The sequence below is a fragment of the Pseudomonas sp. XS1P51 genome, assembly GCF_054897845.1.
The window spans coordinates 129,285-147,579 of the sequence record NZ_CM142707.1 but is presented as its reverse complement, the minus strand read 5'-3'; the positions used below and the strand labels follow the sequence as shown (position 1 = coordinate 147,579).

20 protein-coding genes are annotated in these 18,295 nt (G+C 55.3%); 7 read left to right on the top strand and 13 right to left on the bottom strand.

The window, feature by feature from the left end; all coding sequences use genetic code 11:
• The first annotated feature begins 152 nt into the window (after positions 1 to 152).
• Positions 153 to 470 carry a hypothetical protein gene (locus ACYZUD_RS00745; protein ID WP_462022155.1) on the top strand — a complete coding sequence of 106 codons (318 nt, stop codon included), beginning with the start codon at positions 153 to 155 and terminating at the stop codon, positions 468 to 470.
• A 46-nt stretch (positions 471 to 516) separates the two neighbouring features.
• Here the strand turns inward: ACYZUD_RS00745 and ACYZUD_RS00740 are convergent, their stop codons facing one another.
• The 3 genes from ACYZUD_RS00740 to ACYZUD_RS00730 form a co-directional block, all read right to left on the bottom strand.
• Positions 517 to 2,088, bottom strand: coding sequence for a sensor domain-containing diguanylate cyclase (locus ACYZUD_RS00740; RefSeq protein WP_462022154.1), 1,572 nt, complete (start codon positions 2,086 to 2,088; stop codon positions 517 to 519).
• 65 nt (positions 2,089 to 2,153) lie between these two features.
• The gene (locus tag ACYZUD_RS00735) at positions 2,154 to 2,945 is read right to left on the bottom strand and encodes an aldolase (RefSeq protein ID WP_462022153.1); all 792 of its coding nucleotides are present in this window, start codon (positions 2,943 to 2,945) and stop codon (positions 2,154 to 2,156) included.
• 17 nt (positions 2,946 to 2,962) lie between these two features.
• Positions 2,963 to 3,667, bottom strand: coding sequence for a haloacid dehalogenase type II (locus ACYZUD_RS00730; protein ID WP_462022152.1), 705 nt, complete (start codon positions 3,665 to 3,667; stop codon positions 2,963 to 2,965).
• Positions 3,668 to 3,775: 108 nt separating this feature from the next.
• Here ACYZUD_RS00730 and ACYZUD_RS00725 point away from each other — a divergent pair, with 108 nt between their 5' ends.
• On the top strand, positions 3,776 to 4,618 hold the full coding sequence (locus ACYZUD_RS00725) for a LysR substrate-binding domain-containing protein (protein WP_462022151.1): 843 nt from the start codon (positions 3,776 to 3,778) through the stop codon (positions 4,616 to 4,618).
• Positions 4,619 to 4,682: 64 nt separating this feature from the next.
• Here ACYZUD_RS00725 and ACYZUD_RS00720 read toward each other — a convergent pair whose 3' ends face one another.
• The 3 genes from ACYZUD_RS00720 to ACYZUD_RS00710 all read right to left on the bottom strand — a co-directional run bounded on the left by ACYZUD_RS00720 (position 4,683) and on the right by ACYZUD_RS00710 (position 8,180).
• Complete coding sequence (locus ACYZUD_RS00720; protein ID WP_462022150.1) at positions 4,683 to 5,342, bottom strand: ribonuclease T2 family protein; 660 nt, start codon at positions 5,340 to 5,342, stop codon at positions 4,683 to 4,685.
• Positions 5,343 to 5,483: 141 nt separating this feature from the next.
• The gene (locus ACYZUD_RS00715) at positions 5,484 to 6,275 is read right to left on the bottom strand and encodes a lipopolysaccharide biosynthesis protein (RefSeq protein WP_462025156.1); all 792 of its coding nucleotides are present in this window, start codon (positions 6,273 to 6,275) and stop codon (positions 5,484 to 5,486) included.
• Positions 6,276 to 6,434: 159 nt separating this feature from the next.
• Complete coding sequence (locus ACYZUD_RS00710; protein ID WP_462022149.1) at positions 6,435 to 8,180, bottom strand: L,D-transpeptidase family protein; 1,746 nt, start codon at positions 8,178 to 8,180, stop codon at positions 6,435 to 6,437.
• 81 nt (positions 8,181 to 8,261) lie between these two features.
• Between ACYZUD_RS00710 and ACYZUD_RS00705 the strand changes: the two genes are divergently transcribed.
• On the top strand, positions 8,262 to 8,966 hold the full coding sequence (locus tag ACYZUD_RS00705; RefSeq protein ID WP_462022148.1) for a murein L,D-transpeptidase catalytic domain family protein: 705 nt from the start codon (positions 8,262 to 8,264) through the stop codon (positions 8,964 to 8,966).
• Positions 8,967 to 9,151: 185 nt separating this feature from the next.
• The gene (locus ACYZUD_RS00700) at positions 9,152 to 9,937 is read left to right on the top strand and encodes a transporter substrate-binding domain-containing protein (RefSeq protein WP_462025155.1); all 786 of its coding nucleotides are present in this window, start codon (positions 9,152 to 9,154) and stop codon (positions 9,935 to 9,937) included.
• 124 nt (positions 9,938 to 10,061) lie between these two features.
• Here the strand turns inward: ACYZUD_RS00700 and ACYZUD_RS00695 are convergent, their stop codons facing one another.
• Complete coding sequence (locus ACYZUD_RS00695; protein ID WP_462022146.1) at positions 10,062 to 10,271, bottom strand: hypothetical protein; 210 nt, start codon at positions 10,269 to 10,271, stop codon at positions 10,062 to 10,064.
• Between the two features lie 489 nt (positions 10,272 to 10,760).
• Here ACYZUD_RS00695 and ACYZUD_RS00690 point away from each other — a divergent pair, with 489 nt between their 5' ends.
• The 3 genes from ACYZUD_RS00690 (at position 10,761) to ACYZUD_RS00680 (ending at position 12,858) form a co-directional block, all read left to right on the top strand.
• On the top strand, positions 10,761 to 11,030 hold the full coding sequence (locus tag ACYZUD_RS00690; RefSeq protein ID WP_462022145.1) for a short-chain dehydrogenase: 270 nt from the start codon (positions 10,761 to 10,763) through the stop codon (positions 11,028 to 11,030).
• A 637-nt stretch (positions 11,031 to 11,667) separates the two neighbouring features.
• On the top strand, positions 11,668 to 11,853 hold the full coding sequence (locus ACYZUD_RS00685; protein ID WP_462025154.1) for a TIGR02391 family protein: 186 nt from the start codon (positions 11,668 to 11,670) through the stop codon (positions 11,851 to 11,853).
• Positions 11,854 to 12,126: 273 nt separating this feature from the next.
• Positions 12,127 to 12,858: a hypothetical protein gene (locus tag ACYZUD_RS00680; RefSeq protein WP_462022144.1), complete on the top strand. Its 732-nt coding sequence runs from the start codon at positions 12,127 to 12,129 to the stop codon at positions 12,856 to 12,858.
• Between the two features lie 149 nt (positions 12,859 to 13,007).
• Here ACYZUD_RS00680 and ACYZUD_RS00675 read toward each other — a convergent pair whose 3' ends face one another.
• The 6 genes from ACYZUD_RS00675 to ACYZUD_RS00650 form a co-directional block, all read right to left on the bottom strand.
• Complete coding sequence (locus ACYZUD_RS00675) at positions 13,008 to 13,922, bottom strand: hypothetical protein (protein ID WP_462022142.1); 915 nt, start codon at positions 13,920 to 13,922, stop codon at positions 13,008 to 13,010.
• On the bottom strand, positions 13,922 to 14,950 hold the full coding sequence (locus ACYZUD_RS00670; protein ID WP_462022141.1) for a hypothetical protein: 1,029 nt from the start codon (positions 14,948 to 14,950) through the stop codon (positions 13,922 to 13,924). The genes ACYZUD_RS00675 and ACYZUD_RS00670 overlap by 1 nt, the downstream gene beginning before the upstream one ends.
• A 180-nt stretch (positions 14,951 to 15,130) precedes the next feature.
• Positions 15,131 to 15,922, bottom strand: coding sequence for a DNA adenine methylase (locus ACYZUD_RS00665; RefSeq protein WP_462022140.1), 792 nt, complete (start codon positions 15,920 to 15,922; stop codon positions 15,131 to 15,133).
• A gap of 150 nt (positions 15,923 to 16,072) precedes the next feature.
• Positions 16,073 to 16,615 carry a lysis protein gene (locus ACYZUD_RS00660; protein ID WP_462022139.1) on the bottom strand — a complete coding sequence of 181 codons (543 nt, stop codon included), beginning with the start codon at positions 16,613 to 16,615 and terminating at the stop codon, positions 16,073 to 16,075.
• Complete coding sequence (locus ACYZUD_RS00655; RefSeq protein ID WP_462022138.1) at positions 16,597 to 17,160, bottom strand: glycoside hydrolase family 19 protein; 564 nt, start codon at positions 17,158 to 17,160, stop codon at positions 16,597 to 16,599. Before ACYZUD_RS00655 ends, ACYZUD_RS00660 begins: the two co-directional genes overlap by 19 nt.
• A 55-nt stretch (positions 17,161 to 17,215) precedes the next feature.
• Positions 17,216 to 18,259, bottom strand: coding sequence for a phage late control D family protein (locus ACYZUD_RS00650; protein WP_462022137.1), 1,044 nt, complete (start codon positions 18,257 to 18,259; stop codon positions 17,216 to 17,218).
• Positions 18,260 to 18,295: the final 36 nt, after the last annotated feature.

Genomic DNA, 18,295 nt, shown 5'->3' with positions numbered 1-18,295 from the left:
GCTCCCACATTGATAGATCGCCATCGTTTTATTGCTGCGCCCCTTCGGAAGCTCACCTGACGGCTCGCGCCGACCACTCGTCATCCAACCGGCACCAACCGCCCCGCCCTTCACACCAACATCAGGTAACGACTCATCTTTGGAGACGCACCATGATGAACCTCAAAATCACCTCGCTGTTACTGGCCGGATTGTTGTCCGCAGCATCCGCGGCGACGCTTGCCGCCTCCGGCGATGGCGCGGAGGCGACCGGCACCAAATCGGGCTCAACCGGCGGCTCGACCATGGCGCCGAACAATAATCCAGGCGAACCTTCGGGCGGGCATAACGCTGACGGCGGCAATAGCGGCTCGGGCTCGTCGGGCGGCAGCACTGGCGGTAGTGGCGGAACCAGCGGTTCTGGCGCGGGTGGCGGCACAGGCGCTGCAGGCGGCGGGACCGGCGGGGCTGGAGGCGGGACAGGCAGCTGAACGCGTAAAAGCAGTCCGTGATGTGAAATCACGGGCCACTTGCAACTCATCGATCCGAACGCATCAGCGCCTCGACGCCCCCTTCCATCGACAACACCGCCGAGCGATTTCGCCCCGAATGTTTGGCCTGATACAACGCCGCGTCGGCGCGTTCGATGAACACTTCGATGCTGTCCCGGCCCATCGGCACAAACGAATAACAGCCCAGACTGACCGTCACGTAACCGGTGGGGGAACCGCTGTGGCTGATGTTCTTGTCCATGACACTGCGGCGGATCTGCTCGGCAATCACCATTGCGCCGTGAATGTCGGTATCCGGCAGCAACACCGCGAACTCCTCACCGCCGTAACGCACTGCCAGATCAGCCTTTCGATGACAACAACCCTTCACCGCCCGCGCCACTTCGGCCAGGCAATGATCCCCTGCCACGTGGCCATACGCGTCGTTGTAGCGTTTGAAGTAGTCGATATCGAGCATGATCAGGCTCAGCGGACTCGACTGCCGGGCACCACGGCCGAACTCGACCTCCAGCGCCTGCTCGAACAGCCGCCGATTGGCCAGACCGGTCAGGCTGTCGTGGGTCGCGATCAGCTTCAACGCCTCCTTCGCCTTGCGCAAATCCGCTTCGACCCGTTCGCCGACGCGCACCTGGCGAACGAACACCCAACCGAACAACCCCACGCCCAGCACGACCAGCGCCACAATGATGCTCGATTGAAGCGCCGTGTCGTACCAATCCTTGAGAATCGAATCCCTGGACGAGGCCGCCGACACCACCAGTGGATAGGCGTCGAGCTGACGGTAGCCATACAACCGCACAGTGCCATCGACCACCGAGCGGAGCATCGCGTTGCCAGAGGGCGCGTTGGGCAGCAATTTCTGGAAGATCTCGCCCTTGACCAATGACGTGCCGATCAGCGCGTCCACAAACGGTCGGCGCGCCAGCAGCGTTCCGTCGGTCAACGCCAGGAACATCGAGCCGTTGTCATCGAGGCTGAAGCTTTTGAAGAACTGGTCGAAGTACGCCATCTTGATTCCGGCCAGCAACACGCCTTGGAACTTGCCGTTCTTGTCGTTCACCCGTTTGGAGATCGGAATGATCCACTCGCCGTTTTCCCGACTGCGGATCGCCGGCCCGATATGCGCCACGGACGATACATTCTGCTGGTGAAACATGAAGTATTCGCGGTCCGCCACGCCCACGCCGCGGGGCATATCCTCGAATGAGGTCACGACCCACTGCCCCTTCTGGTCGAACAGAAATATCCCGTGCAACTGACTCAGCGCCTGCACTCGCCGGGCGAATGTTTTCTGCAACCGTGGCTTTTGCGCGGGGCCAAAACCGTCTACCTGAATCCAGTCCGCCAGACTGGTCAGCACCAGGTCGGCTTTCATGAAGGTGTCTTCGGCCTGTTGCGCCACGGCTCGCGTCAGGTTCGATGACGCCACTTCGGCCACCGCCAGATCGTGGCGGCGCGACTGCTCCAGTTGCAGGTAAAGCAAACCGCACAGACACAAGCACACGACCGCAATAAACAGCACCGCTGCCTTGCGCAGCGGTATACGTTTCAAATCGACGCCGGGGGCGTTGTGCGGGTCGTGAAGGGGGTTAGGCAAAAGCTCGTCCTGTAAGGGTAAGGCATGGGCGAAGGCCCAAAACCCTTAATTTTTGTGAGCTTAGTCTACGCCGTGGTGGGGGGCAATTGTCCTTTGGACAGGCGCCGCATTGCACTGTGCAAATGGGCCCTTGCGCTTTCAGCATCTCCCAGACGCATTTGCTCGTAAGCCCGCTGGGCGATTTCATGGGGAACGGGCTTGAGTTCGCGCTGAGTCGCCATTGCCATCAACTGCACCTGAGCGGCACGTTCCAGGTAATACAGATCGTCCCAGGCCTCGGCGACGGTCGGCCCGGCGACAATCACGCCGTGGTTCTTCAAGAACAGGATGTCGGCGTTGCCCATGACGCTGGCAATCCGGTCACCTTCGGACTCATCGAGGGCCAGGCCGTTGTAGTCCTCGTCCACCGCTGTACGGCCGTAGAACTTCAAGGCCGTCTGTCCCAGCCACAACAGCGGCGGACCTTGCAGCAGACACAACGCCGTGGCGTGAGGCATATGCGTATGAAACGCCACTTTGACCCTCGGCAGCTGTTTGTGCAGCCGCGCATGGATGAAAAACGCGGTCGCTTCCGGCTGGCCTTCGCCGTCCACGACGTTACCGTGGAAGTCGCAGACCAACAGGTTTTCAGGGGTGACTTCCTCGAACGCGTACCCGTAGGGGTTCACAAAAAACAGATCATCGCGCCCCGGCACCATGGCGGAAAAATGGTTGCAGATGCCCTCCTCCAGACCGTGGAGCGCCGCCAGTTGAAAGCAAGCCGCCAATTCTGCGCGTGCGGTATTGGCGGCTTGCGAATCCAGATTCAGATCGGTGTAGCGCGCGGGACGGGAACTGCCTGCAAGGGTGTGTGCCATGGCGACGACTCCGTGGTTTACCAGCCGAGGGATTTGAACAAGGGCACGACCTGATCCAGCGTGCTTAATATCGCATCGGGTTGATAGTCCGGCAGCAATTGCCGTCCTGTGCCGCGGTCGATCCAGACGCAGCGAAAGCGCATGTCACGGGCGGCGGTATGGTCCAGCGTCGGGCTGGCGCAGATATGCACCACCTGGTCACGACTGACGCCAAGCTGCTCATGAGCGTAGTCGAACAGCCGTGGATTCGGCTTGTAGGCGCCAGCCTGCTGGGCGGTAATGACCCGATCGATATGCCCGCCCAGTTGCGCGACATTGCCGGCGATGATGTCGTCATCGGTGTTGGACACAATGCACAGCTTGAAACCCATCGCCTTGAGGCGCGCGAGGGTCTCGATCACTTCGGGGAACGGCGGCATCCGCGGGATCGCCCCGGCCAGGCGCTGACTGTCTTCGGGCGTACTCGCCAACCCCAACTCTTCCAGGGCGAGATGCAACCCGAGGGTACTCAACTGGCGAAACGAGCGATGGGGCGGGATCTGTTCCAGACGATGCTCATGCCGGTCGTACACCTCGATCAGGCGATCAACATCGACGGTGTGATCGCCCTTGTCGCGCAGAATCCCGGCGGCCAGGGCTTGCAAGCCTTCATCCCACTGGATCAGCGTGCCGTAGCAATCGAAAGTCAGCCACTCGGGGCGTGGGGTGTTTTTGAGTGTCATGTTCGTATCCTCTGAAGGGTGATCTTCAGATTACGAGCCCTTTTCGATAGTGTGAAATTAAATTAGTATCGATAACTTAGTTGAAATTCAAATATCAAGGAGGCCGCCGTGCTCGATCTTGAATTGCTCAAGACCTTCGTCTGCGTGGTCGATGAAGGCAGCTTCACCCGCGCCGCCGATCGTGTGCACCGGACCCAATCCACCGTGAGCCAACAGGTTCGCAAGCTCGAAGAACTGGTCGGACACACGCTGCTGCTTCGTGACCGCACCGGGCAGAACATCAGCGTCACTGAGCATGGCGAACTGCTGATTCACTATGCCCGGCGCTTGCTGGCCCTGTCCTCGGAGGCTGTCGAAGCCCTGGCCAGTGACCTCGATCTGGAGATCCTGCGCATCGGCGTGCCGGAGGATTTCGACGCACGGCGCATGGCGCTGATTCTCGCCGGCTTCAACCGGGCCAGACCGCAAGCACGTCTGGAAACCGTCAGCGGCATGAGCACCGATCTCAAGCAGAAACTGGCCGCGGGCGACATCGACATCGCCCTGGTCAAACGCGAACCCGACAGCGGACCGTGCTGGGCGGCCTGGCCAGAAGCGCTGGTGTGGGTCAAAGGTGCAGGCGTCAACTCAGCCAACGGGGTATTGCCCTTGGCGCTGTTTCCCCAAGGCTGCATTTATCGTCAGCGGGCGATCCGCTTGCTGGATGTGGCTCAACGGCCCTGGCGGGTTGCGTTTGGCAGCCATAGCCTGACGGGCATTCAGGCGGCGGTGGCGTCCGGGTTGGGTGTGTCAGTGCTGCCCGTTTCGGCGGTGTTGCCCGAGCACAGTGTGTGCACCGACCTGCCCGAACTGCCGCCCACGGAATTGGCGTTGATCAGCCGGGAAGGCGCGTTGAGCGGATTGCAGCGCGCCTTGGTGGAGTTTTTGCGCAAGGAGTTGGGCAAAGCATGAACCCAGGAAACGGGCGAACCATGAACGCCCATTTTTTTCTGCAACAATACGGGTAACCGTCCCATCAGCGCGAAGGCGGAACCCGAATATCTCCCGCCCGACACTGAGTCTTCACGCTCTTCCCGCACGCGGTAAATTCCAGATCCTTGTCCATGCACACCCGCACCTCCGACAACTGCGGCCCGTTGCAGATCACCGCAATACCATCCGCCGGCATGCCGGGATTGCTCTGGCGGAACATCTGCGCAATGTCCCGGGCCTGGAAGTAATGCGAAGTACTGAAAGGCTGCAATGGCTCTGGAATCGTGACCGCGCCGACGGCTTTGTCGGAAGCCTCCAGATAGCCCATGGCGCCGAGGCCGCTGCAGGTGCCGTGTTTGGCCCATTCGTGTTCGAGCAGCTTCTGGGTCGGGAACAACGTCAACCCCTTCGCTCGCTCTTCTGCCGACAGTTTCACCCTCGGCATGCAGGACTGCGGCCAACCGCCCTTGGCGTATTGCGGCCAGAGACCGTGGAGCACGAAGCCATAGCCCTTACCGGAACATTGCGCATCGTCCTTGTGGGTCAGGCAATAAGTGGGCGACCAGGACAGCGTCAACAGGTAGTAATCGAACACCCCCGCGACGGACTCGGGCCTGTCGTTTCTTGAGTCCCGAGCAGTGCTCGAACCCATGCTGCCGAACGTCAGCACGATCAGTGCGGCTACTGCGTAAAGTTTCTTCATCGACCCACTCCTTTGGGATGGCTTACCTGGTGATGTCCTTGACCGGAAGTTGGCCAATCAAAACAGGCCGTACTCTGGCATGGCCTCGAGCACACTCACACTACGAAAGTGAATCGAAATGATTAACCGCTGCGAGGCCCGTCAGATCATCTTGTCGATCTTATCCAGCGTCACCCGGGGAATGACGTCACGAGGAATCCTGGAGGAACCGGACAGGTTGTAGACCCGAAAATCATCGTTCACGACGTACTTCGACAATATCTCGAACGACGGCAGGATTCTCGTATAAAAATGCTGATCGAGCACGCAGGGCGAAACAAAGGTGCCTGCCGCTTCATAGAAGCGCCCTGCTGACTGATTCAAGTCGACGCCCACCAAAAACACCTTGGTAAACCCCACGTGATAGGCCATCTGCAAAGTCAGATAGACCACGGTGCGAGCATCAAAAAAACCGCGTTTGAGGTTCTTGCTGAAACCTAGGCTTCTATTGCGTCCACTTCCGAGTCCGCGACTTCTGACGAGCTCCTTATCGCCCCTGAAAACCAGATCGGTCCAGGAAAGCTTGGGCGCCCTGGTCACCAGGTAGAGTTCACCCGCAGGTACAACCGGCGCATGCCTGATGAGGTCTTCCGAGACAGCGACCCGCTGACTGAGGCCCATGGCCTGCGCGAACAATTCGGGTTGATCTCGTTGAAAGGCTTCATCGGTGCAGGCATAAAAAAATGGTTTGATATCCGGCCCGATGAACTTCGAAATGGCCCCGTTCATCGTGATCATTGGAACATCGGCAAATTTTTCCAGCGGAAAATCTTTAGCAGAGGCCCCCGAGGCAATGATAAACACCGGACCTTTTTGAATGTTGCGGCACTCATCGAGGTCATGCACTTGAAGCAGACCTGTCAGGGGTGACGAGTTTTTCTGCGCAACATCCATCTTCAAATACCCTATTGCTTTGGGGAGTCGAATATTGGTGCGTTTTTCATTGTGATAATTTTCGCCGGGTGCGCCAACCGCTTGGCTACCCGTTCCAAAAACTGCGACCCAGCGCAAGGCTGACGGGCCACTTTCATACCGACAACCGGTCCGGGCTCTCTACTCGCTATTGCTCTTTTGCCCTGTCGCCACAGCGGTAAGTCCTTTGCGCTGCAACTCTAAAATGGGCGGTTGTGAAGGCAGATTCAATCCCCGTAGAACCGCAGAGTCGTAACCATATACGTCAGGTTTAAACGTCACTCGACCATCGTTACCCAGGTCCACTGTCCAGTAGGCCAACAGCACCGGCACCTTGACGGGGAGCCTGATGTTTTCAGTCTTGCCGTTAGCCAACTGCGCCTGTATCCCGGCGTTATTCCAATGAACCGGATCGTTGAACAAAAGTTCAACCAACTGCAGCGGGCTCTCGACCCTGATACAGCCTGAACTGGTGGCGCGACGCGATTGCGCGAACAACTCCCGATGCGGTGTGTCATGAAGATAAATCGCATATTCGTTCGGGAAGCGGATCACCACCTGGCCCAGCGAGTTGTCGGGACCGGCATCCTGTCGCAGCGTAATGCCACGCGGGTTGTACCAATCGACCGTCGACGGATCGATTACGTTCCCTTCTCGATCAATGGCCCTGATTCGATTGGCCGCAAGGTAGTCAGGGTTCTTTTGAATCTTCGGCAGCATGTCTTTGACCAGAATCGTCGGCGGCACCGTCCAGGTCGGATTGAACGTGACGTAAGTAATCTCCGATTGAAACACCGGGGTGCTGCGAAACGGCTTGCCGACTTGTACCCGGGACCGCCATATCGCCTTGCCGTCGCGATAGAGCGCAACTTTGTAACCCGCTATGTCAACAATGACAAAAGTGCCCTGAAGTTTATACAGCAACCACCGCGCACGCTCCATGTTCACCCGGACCTGGTCGATACGTGCCTCAACGGACACGTTCAAGGCAGCCAGTGTCGCCGCCCCCGCGACACCGTCCGCGCCAAGGTATTGCTCGTTTTGATACTTCTTCACGGCGGCGGTGACGGTTTCGTCGTAATCCGTGCGTGCCTTCAGTGGCGGGGCCAGGTAACCACCCGCCACCAGACGGGCTCGCAACTGCGCAACGGCAGGTACGTCCATGCCGGGCTTGAGCGACTGATCTTCGGCAATCTTCGGCCAGCCACCCGCGTCCCGAACCCTGCGAAGTTGCGCCAGGCCTGCCCGCAAGCTGCCGTAGACCGCCTCTTGTGGCGGTGCCTGAGCAAAGGCCCGCGCGACATCATGGGTGTCGAGGGCAAGGAAGAAGTTATTCACGTCTTCACGCGGATCGACGCCGACAGGGTCGAAGTTCCAATGGATATCCAGGCGCGAGGGGTCAACCTTGCCACGCCGCAATTGCAGCAGCGCCGTGATGAACGTATGGGTGGCGGCGATATCGAAAGCCGCTCGTTGCGCCGGGGATTGCATCGACGCTCGATCCCTGGCCAGCTCATCAATATGAAAATCCGCAGGGTCCAGACCATCGGCTTGCGTGTCGCCCAGGCTTTTCAACAACTGAGCGACATCGCTGTCTTGCGTCCACGCTGCGCGATAGCCGCGATGCGTATAAAAATCCATGACCACGCGACTGACATCCACCCGCTGGTGGCCGGGTGACGTCAGCAGCGGTGGAAACGCCGAGGCCAGCGGCGCGAGCATGGCCTGGATCTCCCGGCCGACGATGTCACCCGGTGCTGCCTCGATAACGCTGGTAACGGGAGATGGCGGCTCAATCGACGAAGTTTGCGCAATGGCAGCACCGCTGATCAGAAAGCCTATAAAAAAAATGCGGCTTATGACGAATAACCTTGTTAACTGCCCCATGAATAATCCTTAATCTCCCGCATTCACCGGCTGGCAGCGCTACCACTGCTAGACTCGAAACAATCATGATGAGACCCGCATATGGCGCGAGACCGCTTCGGCCTTTTAATCACGGCCCTGCTACTGAGTTCAACTTCAGTCACGGCAGCCTACGCCGATTCACTTGAGGCCGCTTTGGTCAAAGCCGCTCCAGACGCCAACGCCAAGGTGATCGGGCTGGCCGTACGCGCCTCCCAATGCAGCTTGGCCCAAGGTGCCGCACCTGTCCAAAGACTCGCCGTCATCGATTACTCCCTGCCCTCCACCGAACAACGCCTGTGGGTCTTCGACCTTAAACAGCGCAAATTACTGTTTCACGAACTGGTCGCCCACGGACGCAACAGCGGCGAGAACATGGCGGTCAAGTTTTCCAACCAGAACGAAAGCTTCGCCACCAGCATCGGCTTGTACCGCACCCAGTCCAGCTATGTCGGGCAGAACGGTTACTCGTTGCGCATGGAAGGCTTGGAGCCGGGTTTCAACGACAATGCCTTCGACCGGGCGATCGTCATCCATGGCGCACCTTATGTCAGCCCGGTCCTTGCGCGGGCGAACGGGCGGATTGGGCGAAGCCTCGGTTGCCCGGCTGTACGGCCGGCCATTGCGCACAAGCTGATTGATTCGATGAAAGACGGGCAGTTGCTGTTTTCTTACTATCCGGATCAACGCTGGTTGAAGTCGTCTTCGTTTATCAATTGCGGCAGCGGCACCATGGCGTCTTCGGCCGAGCCGAATTCAAACCGTTGAATACCGCATGAACCTGTCAAAACTGTAATCCCCACCTCAGCCTTCTGAAAGGCATCGCCCGTTAGCCTCGTCGTCAAGTTGTCTCCCAACTGACGGGCGGGCTCCTCAGCGGTCTCGGGCTGTTGAGCCGTGCAGTAAAAAATAAGTACTCTCAGTCCCCACTCCATCATGGAAGCGGGATAACGATGAAAAACATAAAAAGCACAATGATGCTCGGTGGCCTGCTAGCTCTCTCGTTTGGCGTTCAGGCAGAGCAATCACATCTGGACAGCGTCATTCAACAAGGCCAACTGCGCGTGTGCACGACGGGTGATTACAAACCCTACACCGTCAAAGCCGAGAACGGCGAATACTCGGGGATCGACATCGCCATGGCCCGCTCGCTGGCCGACAGCCTGGGCGTCAAGGTTGAGTGGGTGCAGACCACCTGGAAAACCCTGATGCCCGACATGCTGGCGGGTAAATGCGACATCGGCGTCGGCGGGATTTCGGTGACGCTGGAGCGCCAGAAAAAAGCCTTCTTTAGCACCACGCTGGATGTCGACGGCAAAATTCCGCTCGTACGCTGCGAGGATCAGGCGAAGTACCAGACTGTCGAGCAAATCAACCAGCCTTCGGTTCGTTTGGTTGAACCGGCGGGCGGCACCAACGAAGCGTTTGTTCACGCGTTTCTGCCCAAGGCGCAATTGAGCCTTCACGACAACGTGACGATCTTTCAGGAGCTGCTGGATAAGAAGGCTGACGTGATGATTACTGATGCTTCGGAAGCGCTATACCAGCAAAAGCTTAAACCTGGTTTGTGCGCGGTGAATCCGACTCAGTTTATGCAGTATGGGGAGAAGGCTTACCTGCTGCCGCGTGACGACATCGCCTGGAAGTTGTATGTCGATCAGTGGCTGCACCTGGCCAAGGTGACGGGTAATTACCAGAAGGTTTTGGGTCAGTGGATAGCGACGCCCGTGTCTAAATAGCAGCCCCTCCTCCACCCTCTGTAGCAGCTGGCGAAGCCTGCGTTCGACTGCGAAGCAGTCGCCATTCACGGGACATCAGACAAACCGCGCAACGGCAGAAACACCTAAGCCGTTGCGTCACACCTTAATCGTCATGCAGCAACCCCGAGCTGTACTCACTAAAGCTGCTACCAATCGCACTCCCGCCGAAGCTCAACTTGTTGGGGTTGTTGGAGCGGTGGCCATAAAACGATTGGCAGTCTTCTGAAAAGCAGCTGCTGGTGCTCACACCCGAACAGGCGCTCAACAGCAATGCGCCGGCGATCAGCGCGGCTTTGAAGAGGTTCGAGATCATTTTTCAGTTCCCTATGGGCTGGGGGCTGGAAGCGGGGCGACACGGACTTAGGTCATCATCCTATTCCGCGAGCCCGTCAGGCTTCATGAAACTTTGCTTGGCGACAGCGTTGGTTCAGCTATGGCGGTTTCCTGGTGCAAAAAAGGGCGTTCCCCCCATCCAAACGTTCAAAAGAGCACCGTCCTACACGACACTCGGAATTGTCCGTACACTTGTCCATTGCTGCGCTTTTGTCACGAAGCCTATAGTCCACCCGACGCCCAAATGGCGTGTCGGGTTTGGCGACTCGATGGCAATTGAACTGAATCCTTCGACCATTTTCGGAGCGTTTCGGAACGCACCTAGCTGCCTGTTATATGGTGGCTGTGCGCGGGAGACCCCAGGGTCTGCCGGTTTCTCCATTGCCCGGTTCGCCAACCCGCGTACGGCTACCACCCATTCGTTTGGCGACGATTGAGTAGTAGTTTTCTCAAATTAATGGAGCTCCACATGAAAGAATTTATGGCTTTAACCAGCAACGCCGACGACCTCCCCTCGCTGTATGTGAATACCACCCAACCGCTGCATTCACTGCTTAGCACCGCACGCTACCGAATTGGTGCGGTAACGCAGATCCTTGAAAACCTCGCGATGCGCGGCGACATCACCACTGACTCGGTCATTCTCAGCGACTTCGCATTGCTTTGCTGCGTGCCGTTGCGCGATGGTTGTGATGTGCTAGATGTCATTGCCCGACATATGGATGCAGAATCGTCCTGACGTCACAAAGGGGCGCTCGCCCGGACGCCCCTTTTGGCCGATCGAGCTGAACCCTCTACTTCCGTCTCCCGCGCTCCCCAAACAACCGCCGCAAGACTCACCTAAGCCCCGTAAGCCCAATCCTGATAAACTCCCCTACCTCCCAGCCTCACCGATTCCAGATCCCCCAATGCCCCCAATCACCGCCACACCCGCCCCGCTCTCCCGCCGCTTTTCCGTCGCACCGATGATGGATTGGACGTAGAAACCGCTGTGCCCTCTAGCCTGACTGGTTTTTGTATCAGTTTTCGGCCGCTATGTAGCAACTTTTAAGCAATACTCATGCGATGCCTTACGCGAGCAATACCACTGCTATGCCTGGGCTTTCTCGAAAAGAAATCGATGCTAAGTCAGATGACATTGGCTATAGAATTTAGTCATTTGAATAGATTTGGAAGGTATTTGATGCCAGATCTCATCTACCTAACGGACAAGCCGCTATGCGACGCTCCCTAGCTGGATTTGTACCAATCTTTGCTTCTGGTACTCGGGAGCAGGTTACATTCCTCACGCAGCAGTGAGTGTGCACACAACGCCCTAAGCGAGGCGCTTAATGACTACGATAATAATCAACACATAGCATTTTCCCGCATTCCGCCTGTTCAGACAGGAATTATTCGGTAATGCCGTGTTTGAAGCGTTCAAAGTACTCGAAGTAACCATCCGTCAAGCTACAGGACTCGGCGATGAATGGATTGGTACTAAGCTAACCAACCGTGCGTTTCATCCAAAAGACGGGTCATTGACGATAATATGGCCGAGCCTGGCGAACAGCTGGAATTGATAAGTCTGATGTCCGGTGCAATGGAAGCTACAAGAACCCTTAAAGTCATCGTCATGTAGGACTTCAGACGTCTACGGCGCGATAGATGATCTATCATAGCATATTGTCAAAATTCGCCGCACGACATTGGAGGCAACGGTTAATGCGCCATACCTCTGTTCGCGAGATAACAATATTTTTATAGTCGTTTCCCGCTGTTATCAACCTTCCGAGATTGAATTAATATCGTTTAGGTGGAAAAATGCTAGATAAAATTACAGGAGTGATCGAAGGATGGATCAATTGAAAAACCTCGCGGATGAACGCTTAAGCCAAGGATGTATTTACTGCGGGGGCACCGAGGAAACACGTGAGCACGTACCATCAAAAGTTTTTCTTGACTCCCCTTTACCAGAAAATCTACCGATAGTATCAGCGTGCCGATATTGTAATAACGGATTTTCGTCGGACGAAGAGTACCTCGCCTGTTTAATTGAATCAGTTGTTTCAAACTCAACTGACCCTGACAAACTTCATCGCGTAAAAATAGCCAACATATTGTTACGATCTCCTGCATTAAAAGCAAGACTTGAGTCAGCCAAAATCATAGTAGATGAACAACTTCATTATAACATCGAGCCTCAAAGAGTTAAAAATATAGTTTTAAAACTCGCAAGGGGCCATGCGTGGTTCGAACTCAGCAAAGCGTGTCGAATGGAACCAACTTCGATTTGGTGGCAACCAACCTTCTTGCTATCCGAAGAGAAAAGAGATGAGTTCGAAGACTTCGAACATATTGAGTTGCTAGGTGAAATCGGATCAAGGGCATCGCAAAGAGTACTTGTAACACAAATCACACTACAATCAGAGAACGGTGAAATCTTAACATTAGAATCTCTAATCAATGACTGGATTCACGTACAGGAGGGAAACTACCGTTATCATGCAGGAGACCAAGACGGCGAGGTTAAAATTAAAATTGTCATCCGTGAGTATTTAGCATGCGAGGTTACATGGAGCCTTTAACATCAATAGAATTCTCGAGCTTTTAAACAGCAGAACAAATAAAAGCCCGCTCAAAAAGCCAACAACTACCGCTATAATAGCCACTGAACTCTAACAATGCCTCCTTCTCACGCTTCGGCCTTTCGGCCAGCCAGACAAAAACTCGAAACTCATTCCCGAACCGTTGACATATTATATGAAAATATCGCTAAAAATATGCTAGCAACCCATCCCAGGCACTTATCATTGATCAATTTAAAAAGCACATCCGAATCCCTCAACGCTTCTGCATCGAGATTATTTTGCTTACTGAGATTATGAAAAAATCCATTTCTCACTGCAATGATGAATTGGCCAACATTCTGATACCGCATTGAAATCTCTGTATCTCGAAGAAACCCGTCCTCCCTGAAATCCTTATTCAGAACTTTTTTCACCGCGCTACATAAGCGGACGGCATCATCCACACTTTCACCATGCACTTCAAAGCTAAAATCCACCGTCGTTTGGAGAACATCATCGCCTGCGAATATCGTATCAATAAACACTTTAAAAAAAGCCTTCTCATCCTTTTCTTTAGACTCACCGAAAAAACTCTTTACCTCAGTATAAGTTTTCTTGAAATCCTCAGTCATAGAAACATATATCAAAGGAAAACAATAAGAAATACGCTCCAGCAACCTATATAGATAAATAAAGGCCGACGTATGAGAATTTCGAGACCTATGCACAAAATAGTTAATTAACTCGTATATTATCTCACGATAGAAAGACTTATTAATAAACTTTCGCGCCTGTATATATTTTGCAACATCATCCGGAGTTACTTCTTCACCCACAAGCCCGGAAAAGCCTCGCCCCCATCTACTCCCCATACTCTTAAACTCAGGAGAAAAATAATTCCTCTCTTGCTTGATTTGTTTATTAATACCCGCGTAACGAATCCCCAAGTTACCACTGAGCAACCTTATCAGAACCAAGACATCGGGGTCACTATCCCCGGTTATCTGCAGCCCTACGGGAAGCCTTGATTTCGCGTATTCAGATAAATTATCAAAAAATTCAAATGGTAAGTATTGAGCCATTACGAAGTAAACTCCGCAAAATACTCTGTCAAATCCTCTTCACCAAGCTGCGATAACTTATCGTAATTTTCAAAAAACTCTTTTGACAGCATTCGACGATACTTACCCAAGTTAACTTTAGAAGCGTTTATCGCATCAAATCCCACCTCAAAAACCTGTACTGCCTGCTCAAACTCATCAACGCTTACACCCTCAAAATCCTCATAACTCTTCTTGATAGCAACACAAAAACCTATCAGATTATTATTAACCTTGAACCATTTCTTAATTTCTTCATTCGCACAATATCCATCAATCAACACCAACACATCTTCAAACTGTATTGATCCATCAGCTATATCTGTATCCAGCACTCTCCCAACGAGAATCTCATCCATTTTCTCGTTGACGATCTTATTATTTTCGTTATTTACATTATTTGTCAAAAAAGCCAGATAGGAATTTGATATATCCGCCAAATTAAATGCCCCTCTTACAAGCTTTTCCGATCGCTCCTTCTCGGTCTGAACGCTAATGTTACTAAGACTACTAAAGTCAAACATTTCCTGTGTTAAAATCTCAACTTGATGACGCGGGGTCATAGGTTTCTGACCGTTATTAAGCGTAATCATTCGGTATAGCAATTTATCTTGAGATGGCGATACTATCACGTTGAGATGTATCGGACGCGACGCGTCAAAACCATCATCTTCCGAAGCACTCAATAAGGTATTAAGGCGTTGCAAGCCATCCAAGATGTAACCATGATCTATATGTGAATTCACAAACTCTTCAAATACCTCGCGATCATCTAAATTGGTATTCCCCTTATCGACGAATGCTATTGTAATAGGCGGCATCAAGCAACCCTTAATTATATCTCGCTGCAACCGCTTATAAAACTTCTTGTCCTGCAACTTTCTCTGCGCGTCAAACCTTTTGGTTAAAGGCAACAGCTTATCTAGTGCGTATTCGTACGTTGCCTTTCCGGTACCGACATAGCTTTCTATAACACCATCATTTTCCGAATCAAATATTTTTATGCTCATATTTTCCTTTAACACATAAATTAAGCAGTAGTTTAAATAGTAACTAGCAGGTTATGACTAACCATTCATTTCTCATCCGTAGATCATGGCGTTATTTCTTAAAGTAGTCAATGCGCCCCCTCCCCATCAGAAAAAGAGCAAGGCTCGCGACATAACATGGTGATCAACCAGGCAAGAGCCTCAGATTAGCTCAAACTCGTTAGGACTCCAGTTCATTATTATCAACTCGCTGGTTACCTCGGCCTTTCGCTGCCGCTGGTTCGTGTTGCTGTAACGAATATCCAATGTTTCAACATAAAAGCCTTCAAAAGCTCGCCGAATGTCCGGATGGTCGTTGATGCTGACCATCACCTTGCCCTTGCAGCGGCGCATAAAGTCGGCCATCCGTTCGTAGTTCTCAAACGGAAAGTCGACACCGTACCCTGCAGTCTGCCAATAAGGCGGGTCCATGTAATGGAAGGTATGGGGACGGTCGTAGCGCTCGGCGCATTCAAGCCAGGGGAGATTTTCAACGTAGGTGCCGGACAGACGCTGCCAGGCGGCCGAGAGATTTTCCTCGATCCGCAGCAGGTTGATGGCCGGGCCAGTGGTCGCGGTGCCGAACGTCTGCCCGGTGACCTTGCCGGCGAAGGCATGGTGCTGCAGGTAGAAGAATCGGGCGGCGCGCTGGATGTCGGTGAGGGTTTCGGGGCGGGTCATTTTCTGCCACTCGAACACCTGGCGCGAGCTGAGCGCCCATTTGAATTGGCGCACGAACTCTTCGAGGTGGTTCTGCACAACGCGGTACAGCGTGACCAGGTCGCCGTTGATGTCGTTGAGAACTTCAACCGGCGCGGCCTGGGGACGCATGAAGTAAAGCGCGGCACCGCCGGCAAAGACTTCGACGTAGCATTCGTGAGGCGGAAAAAGCGGGATAAGGCGATCGGCCAGGCGGCGTTTGCCGCCCATCCAAGGGATGATGGGTGTGGACATAGAGAGCAAGACCTTTACTGTATATATAAACAGGTGCTAGGCTCGCCGCGCTTTGTGCACGGAGCAAGAGCCTTGGCTGGACTTGCAGGGACATTCTGCAGGGACGGCGGCCGGGTTGGATGTTGACGCATCCACCCCGGCCGCTCTTTTTCACTTCGGTTTTGAGACTTCTTTGGCATAGGCCTGGCAGGCCGCCAAGGCGATCAATCCTTGGTCGCCGGTGTCGGTGATGCCGATAATTCGTTGAGCATGCGCTGGGTCAAGTTGGGCTCTTGTGGGGCCATGAACCACGCCGCCGGTGGCGGTGGTGGCTGGCACTGCGCAGCCGCTGGCTGACTCGGTGGCGTCGAGTAGGACTGACAGGCGCAGATCAGCAGTGGCAAGGCGGTCGCGCAGGCGACCTTGATCACGTTGGGCATCGCTTAGGGCTCGGTAATGGGTTTGTTCGCTGGCTGAAAGTCGTTGCTCGAGCGCCAGGCGCTTGTCTTGCTCGGCACGTTGTTGTGCCGCAGCGGCTAAGGCCAATTGGTTGAGGGTTTCCGCCTGCAGGCGGGCTTGTTGCTCCAGCTGCTTGCCGTAGCGCCAGTCTTGAACCTGCCACGCGATCGCGGCAGAACCACCGACCAGCACCGCCAACAACACGCCCATCGCGAGCAACCGATACGGTGCCGGGATCAGGTCGACGAGACGCATAACACCGCCCTCGCCCGCTCCCACAGTTGCAACCGATCCGCCAGACCATTGAGACCGCCATTGATCTTGCGGGTAATCACCTCGAACTCATCCCGATCCGCGAGCGCGTTCAGCTCCCGTATCCACCAGAACCACCCGGCCGACTCGGCGGCCCATTGCGGCAACTCAAGCAGCTCCGGGGTGCGCAGCAAGCGCTCGTCACCGAACAGCGCCAGGCTGCAGCGCAGGTAGTTATTCCGGCCGGTGATCTGGATCAGGCCGCGACCGCGATAGCGCTGGCCATCGCCGTCCGCTTCGGGGGTGTTGCCCAGTTTCACCGCCAGATTGCCGGTATCGTATTTGCTCAGGTACTGATCACCGCCCAGCTCGCGGACGTACTGCAACTGACCGGATTCGTGACCCAGCTGGGCCAGGAACGCAGCCTGACGTTTCGGCGTATTGATTTGTCGGTGCGCCATGGCGGCGTTGAGTGCGGAAACAAAAACGCCCGCTTGGCGGCGGGCGTTGGGCATGATGCGTTGTAACTGTTGCTCGGTGATGGACATACGAACTCCAGGCATAAAAAACCGCACGCGCGGTTATCGGGGTGCTACGGGGTTATTACAGACTGACGATCTTGACCGGCTTCACCTCCTTCTTTTTCTTGCCCTTGGCTTTGGCCTTGCCCTTGTTGCCGCCGTTGCATTCAACCGCGGTCGACCAGCCGGCCTGGGTGTAAACCTGCTCAACGGAATCCGCCAGATACTCGCCATCGAGCCCGACCTTGAAGCCCTGAGCATTGACCGGCCGTTCGGCAAACAGGTCCGTGCGCCCGGGCATTTCAAAGCGTACCCCGGCGCCGGAGCGGTTGAACGCCGCCAAGCGCGCCTTGGCCGCCGACTCGGCGGCAGTCTTGTTTGGGTGGATGTGCCGATCGGTGTGCACCGAGGGCAGGCCATCCGGCACGTCGTCATTGTCCAGGGACACCACCGAAAGCTTGCCGCCCTTCTTGTCCTGGTGTTTGGTGGCCACCTTCCCGTGTGTGTTGCGATCGCCCAAGCGGAACTGCCAGCGGCTGACGTCCTTGCGCGTGATAGTGACGGCGCCGAACGCCTTGCCGCTCGCGCTCTGCCCGCCTTGGCGCGGCATCACCAACAGCTTGCCGTCGGCGACCTTCGCCGTGCAGTCGTACAGCCTGGCCAGGCGAGTGATGAAATTAAAATCGGACTCGCTAAGCTGGTCCGCCCGGGAGACTTTCGTCGTCACCGGGCACACCGGCGCCCAGCCGTTACGCGCGGCGATATCGGTCACGATCTTCGAGAGCGGCACGTCCTCCCAGCTACCGCTGCGAATGGTCTTGCCGCTGCCGCGCATGTCGCTGGCCTTGCCCGTGATCACGATCGTATCCGGCGGCCCCGACACCGTGACCTCATCGACCACGTAGCGGCCCAGGCGCGCCAAGCTTGTCTCGGCGTAGCCCAGGTAAATCTCGATGCCGACCCCGCGCCGAGGCAACGTCACCAGCCCGTCACGGTCATCAATGCGCAACTCGAACTCGTCCGAGTCCATGCCGGGTTTGTCCGTGGTTCGAAGCTGGATCAGCCGATCATTGATCAGGCCAGTGATGTCGGCACCATCGGCGACGACGCGAAACATGGGAGTCATGGATTTTGTCCAAAAGAAAACCCGCACGGGGCGGGC